This is a genomic window from Stenotrophomonas sp. MYb57, from assembly GCF_002966815.1.
GTDB lineage: Bacteria > Pseudomonadota > Gammaproteobacteria > Xanthomonadales > Xanthomonadaceae > Stenotrophomonas > Stenotrophomonas indicatrix.
Window position 1 is genome coordinate 1,171,793 of record NZ_CP023271.1, and the last position, 24,516, is coordinate 1,196,308.

The 24,516-nt window shown below is 67.1% G+C and carries 17 protein-coding genes; 11 read left to right on the top strand and 6 right to left on the bottom strand.

The window, feature by feature from the left end:
• Nucleotides 1-15: 15 nt before the first annotated feature.
• Both CLM74_RS05425 and CLM74_RS05430 read right to left on the bottom strand, forming a co-directional pair.
• Nucleotides 16-894 (bottom strand): PhzF family phenazine biosynthesis protein, encoded by an 879-nt coding sequence (locus tag CLM74_RS05425; RefSeq protein WP_032975860.1) that lies wholly within the window; start codon nucleotides 892-894, stop codon nucleotides 16-18.
• 94 nt (nucleotides 895-988) lie between these two features.
• Entirely contained in the window at nucleotides 989-1,861 is an 873-nt protein-coding gene (locus CLM74_RS05430) for a PhzF family phenazine biosynthesis protein (protein WP_105163589.1), read from the bottom strand.
• A gap of 75 nt (nucleotides 1,862-1,936) precedes the next feature.
• Here CLM74_RS05430 and CLM74_RS05435 point away from each other — a divergent pair, with 75 nt between their 5' ends.
• The 3 genes from CLM74_RS05435 (at nucleotide 1,937) to murD (ending at nucleotide 7,364) form a co-directional block, all read left to right on the top strand.
• Nucleotides 1,937-4,531 carry a bifunctional aspartate kinase/diaminopimelate decarboxylase gene (locus CLM74_RS05435; RefSeq protein ID WP_025873969.1) on the top strand — a complete coding sequence of 865 codons (2,595 nt, stop codon included), beginning with the start codon at nucleotides 1,937-1,939 and terminating at the stop codon, nucleotides 4,529-4,531.
• 90 nt (nucleotides 4,532-4,621) lie between these two features.
• Nucleotides 4,622-5,974, top strand: a complete 1,353-nt coding sequence (gene murL, locus CLM74_RS05440) for a UDP-N-acetyl-alpha-D-muramoyl-L-alanyl-L-glutamate epimerase (RefSeq protein WP_025873968.1) — start codon at nucleotides 4,622-4,624, stop codon at nucleotides 5,972-5,974.
• On the top strand, nucleotides 5,955-7,364 hold the full coding sequence (murD, locus tag CLM74_RS05445) for a UDP-N-acetylmuramoyl-L-alanine--D-glutamate ligase (RefSeq protein ID WP_105163590.1): 1,410 nt from the start codon (nucleotides 5,955-5,957) through the stop codon (nucleotides 7,362-7,364). Before murL ends, murD begins: the two co-directional genes overlap by 20 nt.
• 103 nt (nucleotides 7,365-7,467) lie before the next feature.
• Here the strand turns inward: murD and CLM74_RS05450 are convergent, their stop codons facing one another.
• A complete protein-coding gene (locus CLM74_RS05450) occupies nucleotides 7,468-8,055 on the bottom strand; it encodes an SMI1/KNR4 family protein (protein WP_025873966.1) in 588 nt (195 codons plus the stop codon).
• 129 nt (nucleotides 8,056-8,184) lie between these two features.
• Between CLM74_RS05450 and CLM74_RS05455 the strand changes: the two genes are divergently transcribed.
• Entirely contained in the window at nucleotides 8,185-8,976 is a 792-nt protein-coding gene (locus CLM74_RS05455; RefSeq protein ID WP_105163591.1) for a dienelactone hydrolase family protein, read from the top strand.
• A 117-nt stretch (nucleotides 8,977-9,093) separates the two neighbouring features.
• Here the strand turns inward: CLM74_RS05455 and CLM74_RS05460 are convergent, their stop codons facing one another.
• Nucleotides 9,094-10,092, bottom strand: a complete 999-nt coding sequence (locus CLM74_RS05460; protein ID WP_080149467.1) for a polyprenyl synthetase family protein — start codon at nucleotides 10,090-10,092, stop codon at nucleotides 9,094-9,096.
• Nucleotides 10,093-10,307: 215 nt separating this feature from the next.
• Between CLM74_RS05460 and CLM74_RS05465 the strand changes: the two genes are divergently transcribed.
• The gene (locus CLM74_RS05465) at nucleotides 10,308-11,921 is read left to right on the top strand and encodes an alpha-glucosidase family protein (RefSeq protein WP_105163592.1); all 1,614 of its coding nucleotides are present in this window, start codon (nucleotides 10,308-10,310) and stop codon (nucleotides 11,919-11,921) included.
• A 411-nt stretch (nucleotides 11,922-12,332) separates the two neighbouring features.
• Here CLM74_RS05465 and CLM74_RS05470 read toward each other — a convergent pair whose 3' ends face one another.
• Together CLM74_RS05470 and CLM74_RS05475 are read right to left on the bottom strand one after the other, a co-directional pair.
• The gene (locus tag CLM74_RS05470) at nucleotides 12,333-15,092 is read right to left on the bottom strand and encodes a TonB-dependent receptor (RefSeq protein WP_105164938.1); all 2,760 of its coding nucleotides are present in this window, start codon (nucleotides 15,090-15,092) and stop codon (nucleotides 12,333-12,335) included.
• A 254-nt stretch (nucleotides 15,093-15,346) separates the two neighbouring features.
• Complete coding sequence (locus tag CLM74_RS05475) at nucleotides 15,347-17,401, bottom strand: glycoside hydrolase family 97 protein (RefSeq protein WP_105163593.1); 2,055 nt, start codon at nucleotides 17,399-17,401, stop codon at nucleotides 15,347-15,349.
• A gap of 236 nt (nucleotides 17,402-17,637) precedes the next feature.
• On the opposite strand from CLM74_RS05475, the gene CLM74_RS05480 reads away from it, so the two are divergent.
• The 6 genes from CLM74_RS05480 to CLM74_RS05505 all read left to right on the top strand — a co-directional run bounded on the left by CLM74_RS05480 (nucleotide 17,638) and on the right by CLM74_RS05505 (nucleotide 24,453).
• A complete protein-coding gene (locus CLM74_RS05480) occupies nucleotides 17,638-19,830 on the top strand; it encodes a Six-hairpin glycosidase-like protein (RefSeq protein WP_105163594.1) in 2,193 nt (730 codons plus the stop codon).
• Nucleotides 19,827-21,314, top strand: coding sequence for an MFS transporter (locus tag CLM74_RS05485; RefSeq protein ID WP_105163595.1), 1,488 nt, complete (start codon nucleotides 19,827-19,829; stop codon nucleotides 21,312-21,314). Before CLM74_RS05480 ends, CLM74_RS05485 begins: the two co-directional genes overlap by 4 nt.
• Nucleotides 21,314-23,029: an alpha-amylase family glycosyl hydrolase gene (locus CLM74_RS05490; protein WP_105163596.1), complete on the top strand. Its 1,716-nt coding sequence runs from the start codon at nucleotides 21,314-21,316 to the stop codon at nucleotides 23,027-23,029. The genes CLM74_RS05485 and CLM74_RS05490 overlap by 1 nt, the downstream gene beginning before the upstream one ends.
• Before the next feature lie 153 nt (nucleotides 23,030-23,182).
• Nucleotides 23,183-23,569 carry an SseB family protein gene (locus tag CLM74_RS05495; protein ID WP_025873957.1) on the top strand — a complete coding sequence of 129 codons (387 nt, stop codon included), beginning with the start codon at nucleotides 23,183-23,185 and terminating at the stop codon, nucleotides 23,567-23,569.
• A 117-nt stretch (nucleotides 23,570-23,686) separates the two neighbouring features.
• Nucleotides 23,687-24,151, top strand: coding sequence for a GNAT family N-acetyltransferase (locus CLM74_RS05500; RefSeq protein ID WP_032975876.1), 465 nt, complete (start codon nucleotides 23,687-23,689; stop codon nucleotides 24,149-24,151).
• Nucleotides 24,148-24,453, top strand: a complete 306-nt coding sequence (locus tag CLM74_RS05505; RefSeq protein ID WP_033830565.1) for a hypothetical protein — start codon at nucleotides 24,148-24,150, stop codon at nucleotides 24,451-24,453. The genes CLM74_RS05500 and CLM74_RS05505 overlap by 4 nt, the downstream gene beginning before the upstream one ends.
• The last annotated feature ends 63 nt before the right edge of the window (nucleotides 24,454-24,516 follow it).

Below are 24,516 nucleotides of genomic sequence, written 5' to 3' on the forward strand. Positions count from 1 at the left end.
TCTACCGCCTTGCGTTCACCAATCGATGGTGCCGGAAATCACCGTCTGCACCTGGCCGCCGGACCAGACCTCGCCCTCTTCATCGACCAGCAGCGTCAGCCGCGCATCGTGGCCGACTTCGCGTCCCTGGCTGACGTCGAAGGGCTGGCGGCCGCGCGGAAGGGCGTCGCGCAGGTCCAGCCAGGCCGCCAGCACAGCGTTGGCTGCGCCAGAAGCGGCATCCTCGAAGCGGCGCCCATTGCCGACGAAAGCGCGCACGGCCAGGTCGTAACCTTCGCTGCCATCGGCAAAGGCATAGGCGAACACGCCCATGCTGTCGGTCGATTCAGCCAGCGTGGCGATCGCATCCCAGTCCGGGTGCAGGGCGCGCAACGCTGCCTCATCCGCGACCTCTACGACCCACCAGCTGCGGCCACCCTGCATGCGGGCCGGCGGCAGCGAACCCAGCGGCCAGGTGCGCAATGCGGCCTGCAGGCGTGGGTCATCGGTGGCGGCGATCTCGGCCAGCTGTGCACGGGGCGTGCGGATGGCGATGCGCTGCTGCGCGCCTTCGCCGGTCACGCGCAGTGGCAGCGCACCGGCGATGCCGTCCTGAACCAGTACCCCGTCGACCGGCATGGCCAGTCCGGCCTGCAGCACCGCGTGGGCGGTGCCGACGCTGGGATGGCCGGCGAACGGCACTTCCTTCTGCGGGCTGAACATGCGCAGCCGATAGCTGGTGCCGGCCGTCTGTGCCGGGAACACAAACGTCGTTTCGGGCAGGCGGGTCCAGCGGGCGATGGCCTGCATCGTCGCATCGTCCAGGCCTTCGGCATCGAGCACGACGGCCAGCGGATTGCCGGCGCCCGGGCGCGGGGAAAACACATCCAGCTGCAGGAAGCGGCGGGTGGTCATCGGGCAGGAACTCCAGGAAACAGGCGGCATAGGGTAACGCGGGGCCATGCCCCGCGAGCGCGCAGCGCGGCAGGCCGCCGGGCATGGCCCGGCGTTACCAGCGGATGTGGCCGTCGATCACCAGCTGCACCTGGCCGCCGATCCACACCGTGTCCTGCGCATCCACAGTGACCTGGACGCGGCCATCGCGGCCGACCTCGCGGCCCTGGCTGGCCACATAGGTCCGGTTCTCGCCGGGCAGGGCATTGCGCTGCCGAAGCCAGGCGCCGATGAGCGCATTGGCGCTGCCGGTCACCGGGTCTTCCGGCACGTTGGGCGCATCGGCGGGGCAGAACGCGCGCACCACCAGGTCGTGCCCGGTATCGGCTTCGAGCGCGAACACGGCGATGCCGAGCGCGTCGGTGGCAATGCTCCAGTCGCGCAGGGCCGCCATGTCCGGTGCCAGCGTGCGTACGGCCTCGGCGTCGCGCAGCGGCAGCAGCCACCAGCGCGGGCCGTTGTCCCACAGCTCGGCGCGCTGGCCCTCGGCGGCAGCGGCACGCAGAGTGTCAGGAATGTCGCCTGGCAGAGCCGGCAGCGGCCGTGCCACTGGGCTCGCCAGGCGGATGGTGGGCGCGTTGGCCGGCCCGGTGACCTGCACCGGCAGCAGGCCGGCCGCGCACTGCTGCACCAGGGCCCCGTCGCGTGGCTGCGCCAGGCCGCAGGTGACCGCAGCCCAGGCGGCGCCCACGCTGGGGTGCCCGGCGAAGGGCAGCTCGCTGGCAGGGGTGAAGATGCGCACGTGGTAGTCGGCGCCGGCAGCGGTGGGGCGAAGGAAGAACACGGTCTCGGACAGGTTCAGCCAGGCGGCCAGGGCCTGCATGCGGTCGGTGGACAGTCCATCCGCGTCGAACACGACACCGAGCGGGTTGCCGGTACCGGGCTGGTGGGCGAAGACATCGAGCTGCAGGTAGCGGTAGGCGGTCATTGACGGGTGTATTGGGCTTAGAATCGAAGGTTCCGCCCCCTCGGGCGGCTTCCCCACATTACACATAGCCTATCCATGTCAGCTTCCCCCCTTGTCGATCGTTGGATCGTACTGAAGTTCGGCGGCACCTCGGTGTCGCGTCGCCACCGCTGGGACACGATCGGGAAGCTGGCGAAAAAACGGGCCGAAGAGACCGGTTCGCGCGTTCTGGTGGTGGTTTCGGCGCTGTCCGGGGTCACCAATGAACTGACCGCGATTGCCGATGGCGCGCCGGACAGCCGCGATCGCGTGGCGGCGCTGGTCGAACGCCACCAGGCCTTCCTGGACGAGCTGGGGCTGGGCGCGGAGGTGCTGGCCGAGCGGCTGGCCGCGCTGCAGGGCCTGCTGGACGACCCGCGTGCGCCCAGCCGTCCTCTGGACTGGCAGGCCGAAGTGCTCGGCCAGGGTGAACTGCTGTCTTCCAGCCTGGGCGCGGCCTACCTGCGTGCCAGCGGCCTGGATTTCGGCTGGATGGATGCGCGCCAGTGGCTGGACGCGCTGCCGCCGCAGCCGAACCAGAGCGACTGGTCGCAGCGCCTGTCGGTGAACTGCCAGTGGCGCGCCGATGCGGAATGGGCGCAGCGCTTCCGCGCGCAGCCCACGCGCCTGCTGATCACCCAGGGGTTCATCTCGCGTCACGCCGACGGTGGCACTGCCATCCTCGGCCGCGGCGGCTCGGATACCTCGGCGGCATACTTCGGTGCGCTGCTCGGCGCCAGCCGCGTGGAGATCTGGACCGATGTGCCAGGCATGTTCAGCGCCAATCCCAAGGACGTGCCGGACGCGCGCCTGTTGACCCGCCTGGACTATTACGAAGCGCAGGAAATCGCCACCACCGGCGCCAAGGTGCTGCACCCGCGCTCGATCAAGCCGTGCCGCGATGCGGGCGTGCCGATGGCGATCCTCGATACCGAGCGTCCGGAGCTGCCGGGCACCAGCATCGACGGCAATGCCGCGCCGGTGCCCGGAGTGAAGGCAATCAGCCGTCGCAACGGCATCGTGCTGGTGTCGATGGAAGGCATCGGCATGTGGCAGCAGGTCGGCTTCCTCGCCGATGTATTCGGCCTGTTCAAGAAGCACGGCCTGTCGGTGGACCTGATCGGTTCGGCCGAGACCAACGTCACCGTATCGCTGGATCCGTCCGAGAACCTGGTCAACACCGATGTGCTGGCCGCGCTGTCGGCCGACCTGTCGCAGATCTGCAAGGTCAAGGTGATCGTGCCGTGCGCGGCGATCACCCTGGTCGGCCTGGGCATGCGCTCGCTGCTGCACAAGCTGTCGGACGTGTGGGCGACCTTCGGTCGTGAGCGCGTGCACATGATCTCGCAGTCGTCCAACGACCTGAACCTGACCTTCGTCATCGACGAAGCCGATGCCGATGGCCTGCTGCCGATCCTGCACGCCGAACTGATCGACAGCGGCGCGATGCCGGTGGAAGAGACCGAAGTGTTCGGCCCGCGCTGGCGCGAAATCGCCGGCACCGTGCGCCCGCGTGGTACGCCGTGGTGGCGTGGCCAGCGTGCGCACCTGCTGCAGCTGGCCGATGCCGGCACCCCGCGCTACGTCTACCACCTGCCGACGGTGCGGGCGCGTGCCCGCGCGCTGGCGGCGATCAAGCCGATCGACCAGCGTTATTACGCGATCAAGGCCAACAGCCATCCGGCCATCCTGCAGTTGCTGGAGGCCGAAGGTTTCGGCCTGGAGTGCGTGTCGCACGGTGAGCTGAAGCATGTGTTCCAGGCCATTCCGGAACTGTCGCCCAAGCGCGTGCTGTTCACCCCCAGCTTCTGCCCGCGCAGCGAGTACGAAGCGGCGTTCGCGCTGGGCGTGACCGTCACTGTCGACAACGTCGAAGCCCTGCAACGCTGGCCGGACCTGTTCCGCAACCGCGAACTGTGGCTGCGCGTGGACCTGGGCCGTGGCGAAGGCCATCACGCCAAGGTCCGCACCGGTGGCAAGGAATCCAAGTTCGGCCTGCCGATCGCGCGCGTGGACGAGTTCGTGCGCGCGGCCACCGAGCTGGGCACCCGCGTGGTCGGCCTGCATGCGCACCTTGGCAGCGGCGTGGAAACCGCCCAGCACTGGCGCCTGATGTGCGATGAGCTGGCTGGCTTCGCGCGCCGCATCGGCAGCGTGCACACCATCGACATCGGTGGTGGCCTGCCGATCCCGTACAGCGAGGAAGACGAGCCGTTCGACCTGGATGCCTGGGCCGAGGGCCTGGCCGAGGTCAAGGCGCTGCATCCGGCGTTCCGCCTGGCGATCGAGCCGGGCCGCTTCCTGGTGGCCGAGTCGGGCGTGCTGCTGACCCACGCCACCCAGGTGGTGGAGAAGGATGGCGTGCGCCGCGTCGGCCTGGATGCCGGCATGAACACGCTGATGCGCCCGGCCCTGTACGACGCCTGGCACGACATCGAGAACCTCAGCCGCCAGGGCGGTTACGCCGAAGCGGCGTTCGATGTGGTCGGCCCGATCTGCGAATCCAGCGATGTGTTCGGCAAGCGCCGCAAGCTGCCGGTGTCGACCGCGCCGGACGATGTGATGCTGATCGCCGACGCCGGTGCCTACGGCTATGTGATGTCCAACACCTACAACCAGCGGGCGATGCCGCGCGAAGACGTGATCGAATGATCGCCGCCTTCCGCGCCCTGCACCCGCCCACCGACACGTCCCGCGCCTGCGCGCGGGCACGTGCCTGACCGTGCTTGAACTGGATTCACCATGACTGCTTTCGATAAACACCAGGTTTCCCGCTTCCGTTTCGTCCGCTGCGAATTCGCCGCGGACACCGGCGTGGCCAAGCTGGTCTACGCCTTCGATGACGGCCCGGAAATGGTGGAAACCGTTACCGTGCCCGGCGCCCCGTTCGTGCTGGAACCGGCCCGTGCCGATGCCGTGCAGCGCGCGCTGCGGCTGCTGCACCTGATTGCCGGCGTGAGCTACTACAAGGCCGGCGTGCCCGATACGGTCAGCATCGACAGCTACAGCATCGATGCCGATACCGCAGCGCTGGTGGAGACCATCTACCTCAACGGCCTGGGCGAATTCGCCTACCGCAACGGCCTGAACCTGCGTGGGCGCTTCCGCCTGCCGGTGCAGGGCGAAACGGTGCAGGCACCGGTGCTGGGCCTGCAGGCGCATGCGCTGGTGGCCATCGGCGGTGGCAAGGATTCGCTGGTCAGCATCGAAGCGCTGCGCCGCGCCGGCGTGGACGAGACGGTGACCTGGATCGGGGGTTCGCAGTTGATCCGTGCCTGTGCCGAGCGCACCGGGCTGCCGACGTTGAACCTTGGCCGCGCGCTGGCGCCGGAGTTGTTCGAACTCAACCGCCAGGGCGCATGGAACGGGCACATCCCGGTCACTGCGGTGAACTCGGCGATCATGGTGCTGGCTGCGCTGCTGCAGGGCGTGGACCAGGTGGTGTTCTCCAACGAACGTTCGGCCAGCTACGGCAGCCAGATTCCGGGCACCGGCGAGGTCAACCACCAGTGGTCGAAGGGCTGGGCGTTCGAGCAGGCCTTCGGCATGTACGTGCAGAAGCAGGTGGCCGCTGATCTGCAGTACTACTCGCTGCTGCGGCCGATGTCGGAGCTTGCGGTGGCCCGCCAGTTCGCCAAGAGCGATTTCTACGACGCGCATTTCTCCAGCTGCAACCGCAACTTCCACATCCTTGGCGAGCGCCCGGTGAACCGTTGGTGCGGCGTCTGCCCGAAGTGCCACTTCGTTTTCCTGGCGCTGGCACCCTTCATGCCGAAGACCCGCCTGGTGCGCATCTTCGGCCGCAACCTGCTGGATGACATCGAGCAGGCTGGTGGCTTCGATGCGCTGCTGGAATTCCAGGACCACAAGCCGTTCGAATGCGTGGGCGAAGGCCGCGAATCGCGTGCGGCGATGGCCACCCTGGCGCAGCGCCCGGAGTGGAAGGAAGACGTGCTGGTGAAGCGCTTCTGCAATGAAATCCAGCCGCAGCTGGATGCGGCCGAGCTGGAGCTTGCACCGCTGATGCAGCTGCAGGGCGAACATCGTATTCCGGCGGCGCTGTGGGAACGGGTGCGTGAAGATTTCGCAGCTTGAAGGCAAGCGCGTAGCGCTGTGGGGCTGGGGACGTGAGGGGCGTGCTGCGTATGCGGTGCTGCGCGCGCGCCTGCCATCGCTTGGCCTGAGCCTGTTCTGCCCGGCCAGCGAGGTCGCGGCCGCGCGTGCGGAAACGCAGGGCGTGCTGGACGTGCGTGGTGAACCGTCGGCCGAGGCCTTGGCGGCATTCGAGGTGGTGATCAAGTCGCCGGGGATCAGCCCGTACCTGCCGATCGCGTTGGCGGCGGCGGAGCAGGGCACCCGCTTCATCGGCGGCACGGCGTTGTGGTTTGCCGAACATGCCGATGCCGATGGCTCCGTGCGCGACACGATCTGCGTGACCGGCACCAAGGGCAAAAGCACCACCACCGCGCTGGTCGCGCACCTGCTGCGCGCAGCGGGACATCGCACCGGCCTGGTCGGCAACATCGGCCTGCCACTGCTGGAAGTGCTGGACCCGCAACCGGCGCCTGCGTACTGGGCGGTGGAGCTGTCCAGCTACCAGACCGGCGAGGTCGCGCGCAGTGGTGCGCACCCGCAGGTGGCGGTGGTGCTGAACCTGTTCCCGGAACACCTGGACTGGCACGGCAGCGAACAGCGCTACATCGAAGACAAGCTGCAGCTGGTGACCGGGGCCGCGCCGCGCGTTGCCGTGCTCAATGCCGCAGACCCGCATCTGGCGGCGCTGTCGCTGCCCGGCAGCGAGGTGGTCTGGTTCAACCAGCCGCAGGGCTGGCACATGCGCGGTGACATCGTGCATCGCGGCGGGCAGGCGGTATTCGATACCCGCAATACGCCACTGCCGGGCCGCCACAACCGCGGCAACCTGTGCGCGGTGCTGGCCGCGCTGGAGGCGCTGGGCCTGGATGCCGTGGCGCTGGCGCCGGCGGTGCAGGATTTCCGGCCGCTGCCGAACCGCCTGCAACGCATCGGCCAGGCCGATGGCCTGACCTACGTCAACGATTCGATCAGCACCACGCCGCATGCCAGCCTGGCGGCGCTGGAGTGCTTTGCCGGCCAGCGCATCGCGTTGCTGGTGGGTGGGCATGATCGTGGCCTGGACTGGACTGATTTCATGCAGCACATGGCGCACGACGTGCCGCCGGTGGAGATCGTGACCATGGGCAGCAACGGCCCGCGCATCCACGCGATGCTGCAGCCGCTGGCCGACGCCGGCCGTTTCGGCCTGCATGCCGCTGCCGATCTGCCCGACGCGATGTCGCTGGCGCGTCGCGCACTGGGCGAACAGGGTGGGGTGGTGCTGCTGTCGCCGGGCGCGCCGAGCTATGGCGCCTACCGCGATTACGTTGCACGCGGGCGGCATTTCGCCGAGCTGGCCGGGTTCGACCCGGATACGATCAGCGCGATTCCGGGTATCGGAATCGCCTGACGGTCGTGCCGGCCGGTGGCCGGCAACCTGGGGATTTCATCCACGCATGGCGTGGATCTACTGGAGAGCCGAGCCCACGCCGGCTGCCGTCACCACGACGCGGTCAACGTTCCTCGTCGAGGAAGCTGTAGTCGCGGTCGATCAGCTGCTGCAGGTAGGCATCGAAGCTGGGGGCGATGACCGCGTAGCTGTCCGGGTCGTGCAGGTAGCGCACCACCTGTCCAACGCTGCCGCCGGGTGCGGGATCGAAATCCAGATACAGCATCGAGGTGCCGCCGTTGTTCATGCAGTGCGAGAAGCACAGGCGGCGGCTCATCGGCAGGTCGGCATCGATGCCGGCACCAAGGATCTCCGGTTCTTCTTCCAGCCATTCCTCGTAGATGGAACGGATGCTGTCGTCCCATTGCTGCTGGTCTTCGAAGATCTGCGCGATGGAGCGCAGGTAGTACGGGTAGTCGCCCACGTCCGAGCCCAGCATCAGCACGCAGACCTCGCCCTTCGGATAGTCGCGGAAGTGCGTGCCGTCCACGCGCGAAAGCAGCTCGACCAGGCTGTCGGGCACCTGCGGCCACTGCGCGCGCAGCCGTTGCAGGTCGGCCTCGCTGGCGCCTTCGGTCCACGCCCATTGCGGGGCATCGTCCTCGGGCAGCCGCGGGATCAATCCAGACAGAAAGCGATCAACAAGGTTCATGCAGAAAAGGGGACGGAGGGGATCAAGTCGTATCCAACCACACCTGCGTCACGCCGCCAATGCAGAATGCGACGCGGGAGGGGCGATTACGGCTTAATCCCCTCCGTCCCCTTTTTCTGGAGCAGGCGCATGAACCGTTGGCGTTGCGGCGTGGCGATGGTACTGGGGCTGGCAGCGATGCCAGCGTGGGCGGCGATGAAGACCCAGCCAGTGGAGTGGAAGCATCAGGGCACGACCTTCAGTGGCGTGCTGGTCTATGACGAGGGAGATGCTGACAAGCGTCCCGGCCTGGTGATGGTGCCGAACTGGAAGGGCGTGAACGAATCGGCCATCGAGAAGGCCAAGCAGCTGGCGGGCGATGACTACGTGGTGCTGGTGGCCGATGTGTACGGCAAGGGCGTGCGGCCGAAGACCGATGCCGAGGCCGGACCGGTGGCGACCAAGCTGCGCAATGACCGGCCGCTGCTGCGGGCGCGGGCGCTGGAGGCGGTCAACGTACTGAAGGCGCAGGCGGGCAAGGCACCGCTGGACGCCAGCCGGATCGGCGCAGTGGGCTTCTGCTTTGGCGGCACCACGGTGCTGGAACTGGCCCGCGCCGGCGCGCCGCTGGCGGGCGTGGTCAGCCTGCATGGCGGGCTCGGCTCCCCCTTGCCGGCGCAGGCCGGCGGCAGCCACCCGTCGGTGCTGGTGCTGAACGGCGCCGACGACAAGAGTGTGACCGCCGAGGATATTGGCAGTTTCCAGAAGGAAATGGATGCGGCCAAGGTGGACTGGGAGTTCACCAACTACAGCGGTGCGGTGCACTGCTTTGCCGAGCGCGATGCCAACAGCCCGCCGGGCTGCCAGTACAACGAACGCGCCGCCAAGCGTGCCTGGAAGGCACTGGATGAGTTCTTCGAGGAGCGGTTCGAGAGGCGTTGAAAAGGTGTGCCGACCAACGGTCGGCACCCACCCGCTGTTGCAGGTCCGTGTCCGCCGGGCATGGCCCGGCGCTACCAGATCGCGCGCGGTAGCGCCGGGCCGTGCCCGGCGAATCCATCAATGCGAACGCTGTACCGCGTAGCGGGCCAGGCCGCGCAGGGCGGCGACGGCATCGTTGTCGGCCAGGCCGTCAAGCGCCCGTTCGGCGGCCTCTGCATATTCCTCGGCACGACGGCGGCTGTATTCCAGACCTCCCGTGGCGTGGATCGCCGCCAGCACTTCCGGCATCGCCGAGGCGTCACCGTTCTGCACGATCGCGCGCAGGCGCTGGCGGGTGGCCTCATCGGAATGGGCCATGGCATGGATCAGCGGCAGCGTCGCCTTGCCTTCGGCCAGGTCGTCACCCAGGTTCTTGCCCAGCTCGTCGGCGTTGGCTGAATAATCCAGCACGTCATCGGCGATCTGGAAGGCGTAGCCCAGGTGCATGCCGTAGTCGTACAGGGCCTGCTGGGTGGCTTCATCGACACCACTGGCCAGTGCACCCAGGCGCGTGCCGGCGGCGAACAGCACCGCGGTCTTGCGCTCGATCACGCGCAGGTAGGCGGCTTCGTCGGTATCCGGGTTGTGCACGTGCAGCAGCTGCAGCACTTCGCCTTCGGCAATGCGGTTGGTGGTGTCGGCCAGGATCTGCATCACCGGCATCCGGTCCAGCTCGACCATCAGCTGGAAGCTGCGCGAGTACAGGAAGTCGCCCACCAGCACGCTGGGCGCGTTGCCCCACAGTGCATTGGCGGTGCTGCGGCCGCGGCGCAGGCTGGATTCGTCCACCACGTCGTCGTGCAGCAGGGTGGAGGTGTGGATGAACTCGATGATCGCTGCCAGCTGGTGGTGCTCGGGGCCGGAGCCGCCGACCGCATGGCCGGCCAGCATCACCAGCATCGGCCGCAGGCGTTTGCCGCCAGCGGAGATGATGTGGTCGGCGATCTGGTTGATCAGCACCACATCCGAGGACAGCCGGCGGCGGATCAGGGCATCGACGGCAGCCATGTCGGCTGCGGCAAGCGACTGGATCTGGGACAGGCCCAGGGCGGGACGGGTGTCTTCAGTGATGGTCATGCGATCAGGCTTTCAGGCTCATCCCTGATTATAGGCGTTGCCTGTGAATTGGGGAGGAAACCGGGGGCCAGGCCACCGCCGCGCGCCACCGGGCGTGGCGTCTGGCGTGAATACGTATGCAGGCAGCGCCATCGTCGTGGGCCGCCGCTAAGCTTGCGGGAGTTGGTTTTCGGCCCGCTTCCAGCGGGTCCCGCATGCCCGGAGGGGGGCTGTCGATGTCGCACTATCCATGGTGGCGCGGAGCCGTCATCTACCAGATCTACCCGCGCAGTTTCCTCGACGCCAACGGCGACGGGGTAGGCGACCTGCCCGGCATCATCCAGCGCCTGGACCATATCGCCGCGCTGGGCGTGGATGCGATCTGGATCTCGCCGTTCTTCCGATCGCCGATGGCCGACTTCGGCTATGACATCGCCGACTACCGCGATGTCGATCCGCTGTTCGGCAGCCTGGACGACTTCGACCGGCTGCTGGCCAAGGCCCACGGCCTGGGCCTGAAGGTGATGATCGACCAGGTACTCAGCCACACCTCGATCGAGCACGCCTGGTTCCGCGAGAGCCGCCAGGACCGCAGCAACCCGAAGGCGGACTGGTATGTGTGGGTGGATCCGCGCGAAGACGGCACGCCCCCCAACAACTGGCTGTCGCTGTTCGGCGGCGGTGCCTGGCAATGGGAGCCGCGCCGCGAGCAGTACTACCTGCACAACTTCCTGGTGGACCAGCCGGACCTGAATTTCCACCACCCGGAGGTGCAGCAGGCGACCCTGGACAACGTGCGCTTCTGGCTGGACCGGGGTGTGGATGGCTTCCGCCTGGATGCGATCAATTTCTGCTTCCACGACGCGCAGCTGCGCGACAACCCGCCCAAGCCGGCCGACAAGCGCGTCGGCCGCGGCTTCAGCGCGGACAACCCGTACGCCTACCAGTACCACTATTACAACAACACCCAGCCGGAGAACCTGCCGTTCCTGGAGCAGCTGCGCGCCCTGCTGGACCAGTACCCGGGGGCGGTGAGCCTGGGCGAGATCTCCTCGGAGGATTCGCTGGCGACCACCGCCGAATACACCCAGGATGGCCGCCTGCACATGGGCTACAGCTTCGAGCTGCTGGTCAACGATTACAGCGCGGCCTACATCCGCGACACCGTTTCGCGCCTGGAAGCGGCGATGACCGAAGGCTGGCCGTGCTGGGCGGTGTCCAACCACGATGTGGAGCGGGCGGTCAGCCGCTGGGGTGGCCATCCGGCCGACCCTCGCCTGGCGCGGATGCTGGTGGCGCTGCTGTGTTCACTGCGCGGTTCGGTCTGCCTGTACCAGGGCGAGGAACTGGGCCTGGCCGAGGCCGAAGTGCCGTTCGAGGCGCTGCAGGACCCGTATGGGATCACCTTCTGGCCCAACTTCAAGGGGCGCGACGGCTGCCGCACGCCGCTGCCGTGGATCGACGCGCCGCTGGCCGGCTTCACCACCGGCAAGCCGTGGCTGCCGATCCCGGCCGAGCACCAGGCGGCGGCCGTGGCGGTGCAGGCGCAGGATCCGCATTCGGTGCTGTCGGCCTTCCGCAGCTTCCTGGCCTGGCGCCGTACCCAGCCGGCCCTGCTGCACGGTGACATCCGGTTCCTGGACAGTGCCGAGCCAGTGCTGCTGTTCGAGCGTATGCTTGCAGATGAAACTCTCCTGCTGGCCTTCAACCTGTCGGCCGAAGCGGTGAGCCATCCGCTGCCGGCGGGCAACTGGCAACAGGTGGCTGTGCCGGGCCCGGATGCGGGGACGGTGCAGGGCAATGAACTGCAGCTGCCGCCGCGTGCGGTGTATTGCGCACGACGCAGCTGACCGATTTCTCCGGTGGCGGTACTTGCGGGGACGGGGCCGAAGCGCCCCGTCCCTTTTTTGTGGGCGCGGTTCCGGTGCAGGACATCCACGCATGGCGTGGATCTACCAGGGGGGTGCCGAATGGATGCCCGCCACGCATTGATTGCGATGCGGCGGGGGAGAACCACGGCATGCGTGGATGGGTGATGGATGCGACGGTAGATCCACGCCATGCGTGGATGGGGCCGTACCGATCACGCTTCACTGGCCATCGCGTTGTGCGCACAAAGGAAAACCCGCTGCCTGCGCAGCGGGTTTCCGGTCCTGTTCCCTGTGTCCTGTCGCCGGGCGTGGCCCGGCGCTACCGATGGCGGTACCGGCCAGCAGCCGGCACTACCGAGTCCGGGTCGCCGGGCATGGCCCGGCGCTACCTCAGAACTTGTAGTTCACGCCCAGCATGTAGGTGCGGCCCCACTCGATGTACTCCAGCGGGCGATCCTTGGTGCCGGCGTAGGTGCGGTACGGCTCGTTGGTCAGGTTGCTTCCCTGCAGCAGCAGGGTCAGCCCACGCAGGCTGCTGCTGTCGCTGAAGGTGTAGCTGACCTGCGCATCGGTCACGTTCTCGCCCACGACATAGCGCAGGGTGCGGTTGCCGTTGAAGTTGCCGATCTCGCCGATGAAGTCCGAACGGCGGCGCTGGCTCACGCGTGCTTCAAAGCCACTACGCTCGTAGTAGGCAGTGAAGTTGTACACGCGCTTGGACAGGCCGGGCAGGCTGATCGGGTCGGTGCCCACGCTGGATGCGCTTTCCGGATCCAGGATCTGGATGTCGCTCTTGTTGAAGGTCGCGCTGGCCTGCACGCCGAAGCCACGCAGGCTGTCGGTCAGCATTTCCAGCGGGAACGACGCGGTCAGCTCCAGGCCCTTCAGGGTGCCGCCCTTGCCGTTCACCGGGGTCGAGAACGTGCCGGTCGGCAGCACCGGCACCACCATGCCCGGCGGCGGCACATAGTCGCCCAGCAGGCCGGTGAAGTCGTAGTTGTCCACCGACTGGGTGTAGACGTAGCTCTTCAGGTCCTTGTAGAAGATCGCGGCGGCCACGTAGGCCTTCTCGCCGAAGTACTTCTCATAGGACAGGTCCAGCGCGGTGGCGCGCCACGGGTCCAGCAACGGGTTGCCGCCACTGCCGCCGGGGCGACCGGTACCGGTATCCACGCCGAACTCCAGGCCCGCGCGCATCTGGTCCACGCGCGGGCGCGCGACCTGCTTGGCTGCGGCAAAACGCAGGGTCTGCTCATGCGGGAACATGAAGGCCAGGTTCAAGCTGGGCAGCCAGTCGTTGTACTTGCGGCCGTCCGAGTAGGGCTGGATGTTGTTGCCGGCCGCCTGCGAGCTGTCCCAGTAGCGCGAGTCCGAGCTCTGGTCGGTGTGCTGCATCTGCACGCCGATATTGCCGCGTACGCCCACCACACCGATGTCGGTGTTGATGTTCAGGCGCGCCCAGGCGGTGGTGATCTTTTCCTGCACCGTCCACGACTTGGGAATCAGGTAGTCCAGGTTGTCGACCGGATTGAAGGTCATGTAGCGACCGACCGCGCCAGGCACGTTCCAGGCCGGGATGGTGCCCAGGCCGGCGAAGCCGAGGTTGACCGGGCGGTACTGCAGATCCGGTGCGATGTTGGCATCGCCCTGCGCGCCCAGCAGGATGTTGCCTTCGGACTGGGTCTTCACCTTGCGGCGGTCGGCATAGTTCACGCCGATATCCAGATCCGGTGCCCACGACGCCATTGCTTCGGGCAGGGCGATGGTCGCGGCCAGCTTGCCACCCTTCAGGCGGTCTTCCACCTTCGGCACCTTGCCGTAACCAGAACCGTAGATGGTGTTGGTCAGGAACAGCGCGTCCGGGTTGGAGTAGTTCAGGCCCGGGCTGATCTGCGAGAAGCCATCCTGGCGGAACTGCACACCGACCGTATCCAGCTGCGGCATCGGGGTCAGCTGCAGGTTGTTTTCCAGGTTCAGTTCGTCGCGGGTGGCCTTGGAATAGTTCAGGTCGGCAACCAGCTTGACGCTGCCGAAGGTGAACTCGTTGTTCCAGCCGAACGCATCGATCTTGTCCTTGCGCTTGTTGTACATGCCGCGTACCAGCGGGTACACGCCACTGGCGGTGCCACCGGTGAAGGTGCCATTGGCATTGACCTGCGGGTTGCTGACCAGCAGGCCCGGGGTGTAGTTGCCGTTGTAGTTGCTGAGGTTGAGCTCGAACTGGTTGGCGGTGTCGATCTGCTCTGCTTCGGTGTGGAACGCGTCGAAGGTGCTGGTCCAGCTGTTGTTCGGCCGAAACTGGATCGTGGCCATCACACCGTCGCGCTTGTTGTTGCCGGTGCGGCGCAGCGCCTTGATGCCGTCGGTGAAGTAGGTGCCAGCGGCAACACCGGGGCGGTTGCCGTTGGTGGTGTGCTCGGTGGTCCACGGCTCGTACAGGCCCACCTGGTTTTCCTGGATCGGCATGTCGCTGTGCGCGTAGCCGATGGCGATGCCGAGGGTCTTGTCCAGGAACTGGTCGATGTAGCTGGCGCTGAAGCGGTTGCCGTACGGGTCGGTGTCGGCGGCGCGGCCGAGCGAGCTCTTCTGGTAGCGGCCGCTGACGGCGATGACGCGGTCGGGGAAGCTGAGCGGACGTGCGGTCTGCATGTCGATGGTGCCCGACAGGCCCTGGCCGACCAGCGCTGCATCGGGGGTCTTGTACACGGTCACGCCGTTGACCAGCTCGGACGGATACTGGTCGAACTCGACGCCGCGGTTGTCGCCGGTGCTGACCACTTCACGCCCGTTGAGCAGGGTGGTGGCGAAATCCGGCGACAGGCCGCGCACGCTGATCACCTGCGCACGACCGGCCACACGCTGTGCGGCAAGGCCAGGCAGGCGCGAGATCGATTCGGCGATGCTGACGTCGGGCAGCTTGCCGATGTCCTCGGCGGAGATGGCTTCGACCACCGAGGTGGCGTCCTGCTTGGTGGCGATGGCGCTTTCGATGCCGCGACGGATGCCGGTGACCTGCACGGTGTCCAGGTTGGTGGCGGCGGTGCCGGTTGGCGGGGTTGCCGTGCTCTGCGTGGACTGCGCTGCTGCCAGCGATGGCGTCAGTACGACGGCCAACGCGATGCTCAGCGCACTGCGCTTGTGGTTCAACATTTTCCCCTCCCAGGCAATGTTGTAGTGCGATTCGTGGTCGTCCCGATGGTGTCGAGGACGTGCGACGCGGTGGCCGCTGTCGTCGCCGCTATGGTAGGCAGCGCGTTCTTCGTGGGAATCACCCTGCATACGTATTCAATGGCGTTTGCAGGGTTGTAATCGCTTCCAGATCATCATTCCGGTAGTGCCGGCCACTGGCCGGCAACCATCCACGTCGCAACGATGCCGGCCAGCGGCCGGCACTACCTGCGCATTCACAGCGGGGTGAAGCGGATGGCCTGTCCGCCGCCCGGCGCCAGCACCAGCGTGAGTGAATCGGTGCTGCTGACCTCGCGTGTTTCGCGCTTGAAGGCGAAGGGACTGGTGCGGAAATCCGCGCCATCGCCATCGCGGTAGACCTCGGCGCGGTAGCGCACGCCCGGCTCCAGGAAACCCAGCGACACCGGCAGCACGCGGCCGTTCTCGTCGGTGATGCTGCCCAGGAACCAGTCGCGGCTGTTGCGGTCGCGGCGCACGATCGTCACGTAGTCGCCGACCTCGCCATCGAGCACGCGGCTCTGCTCCCAGTCCACCGCCACGTCCTCGATGAAGCGGAACGCTTCGCGGTGCTGCAGGTAGTGCTCGGGCAGGTCGGCAGCCATCTGGATCGGGCTGTACAGCACCACATACAGGGCCAGCTGGCGGGCCAGCGTGCTGGGAATGGCCTGGCCGTGGCGGCCCTTCAGGCTGAGGATGCCGGGCGTGTAATCCATCGGCCCGGCCAGCATGCGGGTGAACACCAGGTTGACCTCATGTTCGGGCGGGTTCGGTGGCTGGCCCCAGGCGTTGTATTCCATGCCACGTGCGCCTTCGCGGGAAATCCAGTTCGGGTAGGTGCGGCGCAGGCCGGTGTCCTTGATCGGCTCGTGCGGGTTCACCGACAGGTGCCGACGGGCGGCTTCCTGCACCACCTTCAGGTGATGGCGGGCCATGAACTGCCCGTCGTGCCACTCGCGCCACAGCGGGCCGCCGGCCGGATTGCGGCGATCAACCTGGCCGTCGTCGCAGACGTAGCCGGTCTTGAACTGGTCCACGCCAAGCCGCGCATACAGATCCAGCGCAGCACCCAGCTGGTCTTCGTAGTGTTCGATCGCACAGCCGGTTTCATGATGTCCGACCAGGTGCACGCCCTTCTTCAGCCCGTACGCCGACAATGATTCGATGTCGAAATCCGGCGTGGCGCGGGTGAAGTCGAAGTCGTAACCGTTGCCGACCCAGTTGCCGTCCCAGCCTGGATTCCAGCCCTCCACCAGCACACCACGGAAGCCGTGCGCGGCGGCGAAATCGATCACCTTCCGCGTCTTTGCGGTGGTGGCCGCATGCTTCGGTCCGGTGGCCCAGCTCTCTTCATCCAGGTGCATCGACCACCACACGCCCAGATACTTGGCCGGTTTCACCCAGCTCACATCGCCCAGCGCATTGGGCTCGTTGAGGTTGAGGATCAGGTCGGACTCGACCAGGCCGCCGGCACGGTCGGCGATCTGCAGGGAGCGCCATGGCGTGGCGAAGGGCAGGGCGCGGCGCACCTTCCAGCCTTCGGCCGAAGGCGAAAGCTGGGCGCGCAGGCGCTGGCCCTCGGTGCGGCGCAGCCACATGCCCGCGTAGTCGACCAGTGCCGCCTCATGGATGGCCACGTGCAGGCCGTCGTGGCTGCGCAGGGTCATCGGCGTGTGCACCAGCGGCACTTCGCGCAGCGGGGTGCGCTGGTACAGGTATTCGTAATGGATCGGCTCGCCCGCGGGTATCCACCATGCGGTGGACTCCGGCGCGATGGCGAACTCGGTCAGCTCGTCATCGATGATCGCTTCGCGCAGGTTCGGTTGCTCGGGGAACACATAGCGGAAGCCCAGGCCGTCGTCGTAGACGCGGAACACCAGGTCCAGCCGGCGCTTGCTGCCGGTGCTTTCGGCCAGGTGCACGGTCAGTTCGTTGAAGCGGTTGCGGGTGAGCCGGCGCTCGCCCCAGGGCTGTTCCCAGCTGTCATCGACACTGCGCCGTTCCTGCGCCAGCAGGCTGAAGTCGCGGTCGAGGCGGCCATCGCGCAGTTCAAAACCCAGCTTCGAATCGGCCACCACGGTCTGGCCGAGGCGCTCGACGCGGTAGCGCGCGGTACCGCCGTCCAGCACCAGGCTGACCTTCAGCACCTTGTCCGGTGATTCGACGCTGGCGATCTGCGGTGCCGCCGCCTGTGCCAGCGTGGCCCATCCCAGCAGGGCCAGGCCGAAAGCGTGCGCGAACACTGCGCGTACCGTTGTGGGTGACGTCGGCATTTCCCCTCCCAAGGCGCCGTTGACAGACCCGGACCATAAGCCAGCCCGGCAGGCCTGCCGGTACTGCACGCCATGAATACGTATGCAGCTGGACGCAGTCGACAGCCCCGCGTCTACCATGGGGCCAGGGCACCTTGAGGGAGGTGCCGCGCCCGCACGCCGGCAACGGCAGTGCGGACCCACAACGGTGCAGAGAGGGAGGGAGGTCGACGGGCGCAAGCCGGTCTGCCGCTTCGATGCTGAAGATCATTTGCCTGACCGCTGCCCTGGGGGCAGCGCTGGGGACGACCGCGCACGCGGCCGACCTGACATTCGACGGCCGCCAGGCGCGCGCCGAATCCGCTGCCAAGGGCAGCTTCGTGCTGCATGCGCCGAAGGGTGAGGTGCGCATCGCCGCCGCGCCCATGCGCAGCCAGACCGGCAGCGTGATGTTCGATGCGCTGTTCGCGCTGGCCCAGCAGGAAATGGACCAGGACCGGGTGGATGCCATCCGCGATCCGGCCTTCGACGAAGGCCGTCCGGTACCGTGCGAGTGCTTCCAGACCGGCGCGCGCTGGCCGTATGTGTGGACGCGTGACGTCAGCTTTGCAGCCGATCTGGCGCTGGCGAAGCTGGACCCGAAGCGCACCCGTCAGTCGCTGCAGTTCAAGTTGTCGGCTGCGCGCGACGGGCATACGCCCGGCCTGTTCGTGGCCCAGGACACCGGCTCCGGTGGCAGCTGGCCGATCAGCAGCGACCGCGTGGTGTGGTTCCTCGCTGCCCGACACCTGCTGGATGATCCTGCGTTTGCCGAGCAGGTCTGGCAGGCCCTGCAGGGCACATTGGCGCAGGACCGGGCGATGGTCTTCGACGCGCAGGTGGGCCTGTATCGCGGCGAGACCTCGTTCCTTGACTGGCGCGAGCAGACCTATCCGGACTGGACGCGCGAGGACGTGCGCTTCATCGGTGATTCCTACGCGCTGTCCACCAACGTGCTGCATTACCAGGCGCTGCGCCTGGCGCAGCAGATGGCCGCGCAGCTGGGCGACGAGCGCAGCGAGCAGTACAGAGCCTGGGCCGATGCACTGGCGGTGCAGATCGACGCGCGCTTCTGGCGCGAAGACATGGGCCAGTACATGAGCTACATCGGCGAGGCGGCGCACCCGGTGCCGTACGCCAAGATCGATCTGCTCGGCCTGTCGCTGGGCATCCTCGCCGACGTGCTGCCCACTGAACGTGCGCGTCGTGCGCTGGCGGACTATCCGATGGGCGCTGCCGGCAGCCCGGTGGTGTGGCCGCAGGAAGCGAAGCAGCCGATCTACCACAACCGTGCGATCTGGCCGTTCGTCAGCGCGTACTCGCTGCGCGCGGCGCGCAAGGTGGACGATGCGCCGCGCATTGCTGCCGAGATCCGCTCGCTGATGCAAGGGGCGGCGCTGGCAGGTTCCAACATGGAAAACTACGAGCTGGTCAGCCAGGCCGTGCACGTGGACGAAGGCGCGTTGAGCGGGCCGGTGGTCAACTCCGAGCGCCAGCTGTGGTCGGTGGCCGGCTATCTGTCGATGGTCACCGAAGGCGTGTTCGGCGTGCAGGACGACGGTCGCGTGCAGCCCAAGCTGCCGGCCGAGCTGGTGCCGGAGCTGTTCGGAAAGCAGAAGCGGATCAGCCTGGAGGCGGGCGGCAAGCGCTATGTGCTGGAGCGCCCGAAGCAGGTGGGCGCTGGCTTGTTGATCGCGGGAAAAACGCGTACGCGCGGCACCACGACCACCGTGCAGCTGGTCGCTGCGCCGGCAGCCGTGAGCCGTGATGTGCCGCGTGCCGATGCCAATGCACGAGCACCGGCCACGCCGCTGGCACCGCAGGCAAAGCGCAGTGGCAAGGGCTGGTCGGTCGCGGTGGCTGCCGGCCAGGTCCTCTGGCAGGACGGTGTCGCGGCCACGGCCAGCAAGGGCCAGGTGCGCGTCGGCGATGATGGCCTGCAGCACTGCCTGAGCCTGACCCGGCGCGAAGGTGCGCTGGAATCCCTGCACAGCCCGATGGTCTGCGTCGGCCCGCAGCAGGTGCTGCGGGGCAGCCGGCAATGGCAGTTCAATGCAGCCAGGGCGGGCCACGTGCGCCTGCGCCTGCAGTACAGCAACCCGAACGGCCCGATCAACACCGGTGTGACCGCGGCGGTGAAGCAGCTGGCCGTGCAGTGCAAGGGCCAGCCTCCGCAGCGGCACACGGTAACGCTGCCGCACAGCGTGGCGGCGCAGGACTCGACCGCGGCAACCTTCGCGGTACCCAAAGGCCGCTGCACGGTGACGCTGGAAGAGGGCTTCAACATGAGCGCGCTGCAGCACTTCGCGCACTACACCGGCGGCAAGGGCGGGCGTGATGGCGTGCTGAACCAGGCCCAGGTGCAGGCGCTGAAGATTGCGCCGGTGGCGGCAGCAGAGGACGCACGATGAGCCGTCCTGCAAAGCCGCAGTTGTCGTTCTGGCAGATCTGGAACATGTGCTTTGGCTTCCTTGGCATCCAGTTCGGCTTTGCCCTGCAGAACGCCAACGCCAGCCGCATCTTCGAAACGCTGGGTGCAGACATGGACGCGGTGCCCGGACTGTGGATCGCCGCACCGCTGACCGGCCTGCTGGTGCAGCCGGTGATCGGCTACCTGTCCGACCGCACGTGGACACGCTGGGGACGGCGCCGCCCGTTCTTCATGATCGGCGCGGTGCTGACCACGCTGGCCCTGCTGGTGATGCCGAACTCGCCGACGCTGTGGATCGCGGCCGGCACGCTGTGGGTGCTGGACGCCTCGATCAATGTGTCGATGGAGCCGTTCCGCGCCTTCGTTGGCGACCAGCTGGCACCGCGGCAGCGCCCGGCCGGTTATGCGATGCAGAGCTTCTTCATCGGCGTCGGCGCGATCGTTGCCAGCTTCCTCCCCTTCATCCTGGCCCACTTCGGTGTTGCCAACACGGCAGCGGCGGGCGAGGTGCCCGATACCGTGCGCTATGCGTTCTACTTCGGCGCGGTGGTGCTGCTGGCGGCGATCACCTGGACGGTGGTCAGCACCCGTGAGTATTCGCCCGACGAGCTGGCCAGCTTCGATGACTCCGAACCACCGGCGCATCACGCCGGGACCGCGGTCACCGGGCCCGCGCCGTGGACGCAGGTTGCGCTGTGGCTCGGTCTCGGCGCGTTGCTGGCGGTACTGATCGCGTGGCGCCACGGCGACAAGATGCTGTACGTGCTGGCCGGCCTGTGCGCGGGTTACGGCGCACTGCTGGCGGCAGCGCGGGTACTACCGGGCACGCACATGCTGGCCGCCATCGTCGGCGACCTGCGCGCGATGCCGATCACCATGCGCCGGCTGGCCTGGGTGCAGTTCTTTTCCTGGTTCGCCCTGTTCGCGATGTGGATCTTCACCACGCGCGCAGTGGCCGGCATGCATTTCGGCTCCACCGATGTCGAATCGGCGGCCTACAACGAAGGTGCCAACTGGGTGGGCGTGCTGTTCGGTGCCTACAACGGTTTCGCCGCACTGGCCGCGCTGCTGATCCCGCCGATGGTGCGGGCGATCGGCCTGCGCTGGAGCCACCTGGTCAACCTGTGGCTGGGTGGGGCAGGGCTGATCTCGATGATGTTCATCGACGATCCGCAGTGGCTGCTGCTGTCGATGGTCGGCGTCGGCTTTGCCTGGGCCTCGATCCTGTCGCTGCCCTATGCGCTGCTGTCGGACAGCGTCCCGGCAGCGAAGATGGGCGTGTACATGGGCATCTTCAATTTCTTCATCGTGATCCCGCAGCTGGTCGCGGCCAGCGCGCTCGGTTTCGCCCTGCGTGCATGGCTGGGGGGCCAGCCGATGCATGTCCTGGTGCTGGGTGGCTGCAGTCTGTTGATTGCCGGTCTGTGCGTGTTGCGGGTTCCGTCCCGTCCGGAGGTGGTGTGATGCGTGTTGCCCTGTCTGCTGCTGTATCCCTTGTGCTGTTCGCTGGCCATGCCTCGGCTGCGCCACGCCCGGCCTATGTTGGTACCACCGAGCCGTTCGCCAGTGACGCGGTGTACTTCGTGGTCACCGACCGCTTCGTCAACGGCGATCCGTCCAACGACCATCGCGACCAGGGCGGCAAGCACCGTACCTTCGATATTCCGGTGCCATGCCCGGACAAGGTGGACGGCAACATCGGCTATCTCGGTGGCGATTTCCGTGGTGTGCTCGACAATGCCGACTACATCCGCAACCTCGGTTTCGGCGCGGTGTGGATCACGCCCATCGTCGACAACCCGGATGAAGCCTTCACCGGCAGCAAGCCGATCAGCTGTACCAGCACCCTGACCGACCGTGGCAAGACCGGCTACCACGGCTACTGGGGCATCAACTTCTACACGCTGGACGAGCACCTGCCGAGCAGGGACCTGGATTTTGCCGGGTTGACCAAGGGCCTGCACGGCGCCGGCCTGAAGGTGGTGCTGGACATCGTCGGCAACCATGGTTCGCCGGCTTGGACCATGCCCAAGCGGCAGCCGCAGTTCGGCCAGATCTTCGACAAGGACGGCAGGCTGATTGCCGACCACCAGAACCTGCCGCCACAGACGCTGGACCCGAAGCACAATCCGCTGCACGCGTTCTACAACAACATCGGCCCGGTCGACAGCAAGGACGGCTCGATCTTCGATGGCAACCTGGCCGAGCTGGGCGACTTCAACCAAGACAACCCGGCAGTGATGGACTACCTGGTGGGGGCGTACCTGCAGTGGACCGCGCAGGGTGTGGATGCGCTGCGCATCGACACCATCGGCTGGCTGCCGCATCCGTGGTGGCACGAGTTCGTCAACCGCATCCGCGCGCAGCACCCGGGCATGTTCATGTTCGGCGAAGCGTTCGACTACAACGCCGCCAGCATCGCCGAACACACCTGGCCGGCCAACGCCAATGTCAGCGTGCTCGACTTCCCGCTGCGCGGCGCGCTGGAGCAGGCCTTCGGCAGCGCCGGCAAGGGCTTTGAAACGCTGGCTGAGCCGCTGCACCTGACCGGTGGCCCGTACGCCAACCCGTATGAGCTGATGAGTTTCTACGACAACCACGACATGCCGCGCCTGCAGGCCAGCGACAGCGGCTTCATCGACGCGCACAACTGGTTGTTCACCGCGCGCGGCATTCCGGTGGTCTATTACGGATCGGAAACCGGCTTCATGCGCGGCCGTGCGGAGCACGCCGGCAACCGTGCCTACTTCGGCCAGCCGCGGGTGGATGCAGCCCCGCAGAGCCCGATCTTCGCCCCGCTACAGCGCATCGCCAAGCTGCGCGAGAGTACGCCGGCGTTGCAGCGCGGCCTGCAGGTGAACGAACGTCTGCAGGGCGATGAAGCGGTGTTCTTCCGTGTGCTGCAGCATGGCGACGTGGCGCAGACCGCGCTGGTGCTGCTGAACAAGGCCGATGCCGCGAAGACCTTCAGCGTGGACCGCTACCTGCAGCCCGGCCTCTGGCGCGACGCGCTGGACGGTGGCCAGGTGACGGTGAAGGGCAGCCTGAAGGCGGAGGTGCCGGCGCACGGGGTGAAGGTGTTTGTGCTGGATGCGGACGTGCAGCAGCCGGCCCTGCAGGCCGAACTGGACAAGGCCATGGCAGACCAGCTGGCGCGCGACCAGCGACTGAAGCGCTGACCGCGCAGTGACCAGCGGAAACGGTAGTGCCGGCCGCTGGCCGGCAGCCTCTTCGTCGTTGGAGCCAGTGCAGTTGCCGGCCAGCGGCCGGCACTACCTGGTGTGGCGGCATCCGGCACAATAGGCACCCCCTGATGCCGCGCCCGTACTGCCATGACCGACCTTGCCCCGCAGACTCCCATCGAAACCCTGCTCAAGGCCGCGATGGACGGAACAGTGCCGATCCGGGCATTCATGGAGGCCTTCGTTGCTTCCCAGGTGGTGCTGCTGACGGGCAGCCTGGTCACGCCCGATGGGAGTGGCTTCGATCCGCTGCTGTTCGACAAGCAGGGCACCCTGCACGTGGCCGTGTTCACCGATCCGGCGCGGGTGGGCATCTACAGCCAGCAGGCCGAGCATCAGGTCCGCTGGCTGATGCTGGACGTGCTGCGCCGCGTGCCGGGCGGCTACGGCGTGGTGATCAACCCGGGCACTACGCTGGGCTTCGAGATCTCGCCCAGCGGCGTCGGTGAGATCCTGAAGGACTTCTCGCAGGGCTGAGGTGCATATCGCCGGGGAGCCGATCCCATGCACGGTTGGATTGATTGCAACGATTTGCAGTGACTGCAGGGGTGAAGCATGCTTTCCTGAAGGACGATCAGGACAGCGAGGTTACCCATGGAGTTCAGGATGCTGGCGCCGGCGGCGCCGGAGTGCGAGCAGCTGGCGCAGTGGTATCACGCGCAGTGGGGAAAGGATGCAGGCTTCACTCTGGAAGATGAGCGTCTGCGGCTGCGCAAGCCCAAGGACGCGCAGGGATTCCCGCATCTGCTGGCGGCAATCGATGATGGGCAGGTGGTCGGCGCCGTGCAGCTCAAGCGCGGTGAGATGCCCGGTTTTCCCGAGTATGAGCACTGGCTGGGAAGCGTGTATGTGGCCGACAGCCAACGCGGGCGAGGGTTGGCCAGCACGCTTGTCGAACACGCAGTGAAGCAGGCCCGGTCGATGGGCATATCGCAGCTCTATCTGCAGACCGAGTCGCTGGACGGTGGTCTGTATGCGCGGTTGGGGTGGAAGCCCGTTGTCGAGTCCGACACGCGTGGCTTCCCGGTGCTGGTGATGGTCCGCGGGTTGAGCGCATGAGCACCGCCTCGGCCCGGCATTCCCGTCTTGCCCTGGTCTTCCTGATCGGCGCCATCGTCGCAGCCCTCATCGCCGCGCCATTGCTGAGCGCGGTCGGCATCGTGCAGTGGCCGGTGTTCGTCATCGCCTGGCTGATCAATCTTGGCGCGGCCTGGCATCTGGGCGTTTGGGCAGGGCTGCAGGGCCGTTCGGAGTTTGCCTTCATGTTGCTGGCTGCACTCGGCACCGTGGCGTCGATCGTGATCTACGTGCTGCTGGCGGTGCTGGGGCCGAAGGCCGGTTCGCAGGGCCCCGCAGCGTAGCCCAGGGCGTCAACCGGTCAGTACGGCATCCACGCCGCGCATGGATGCATTCCAGTAGATCCA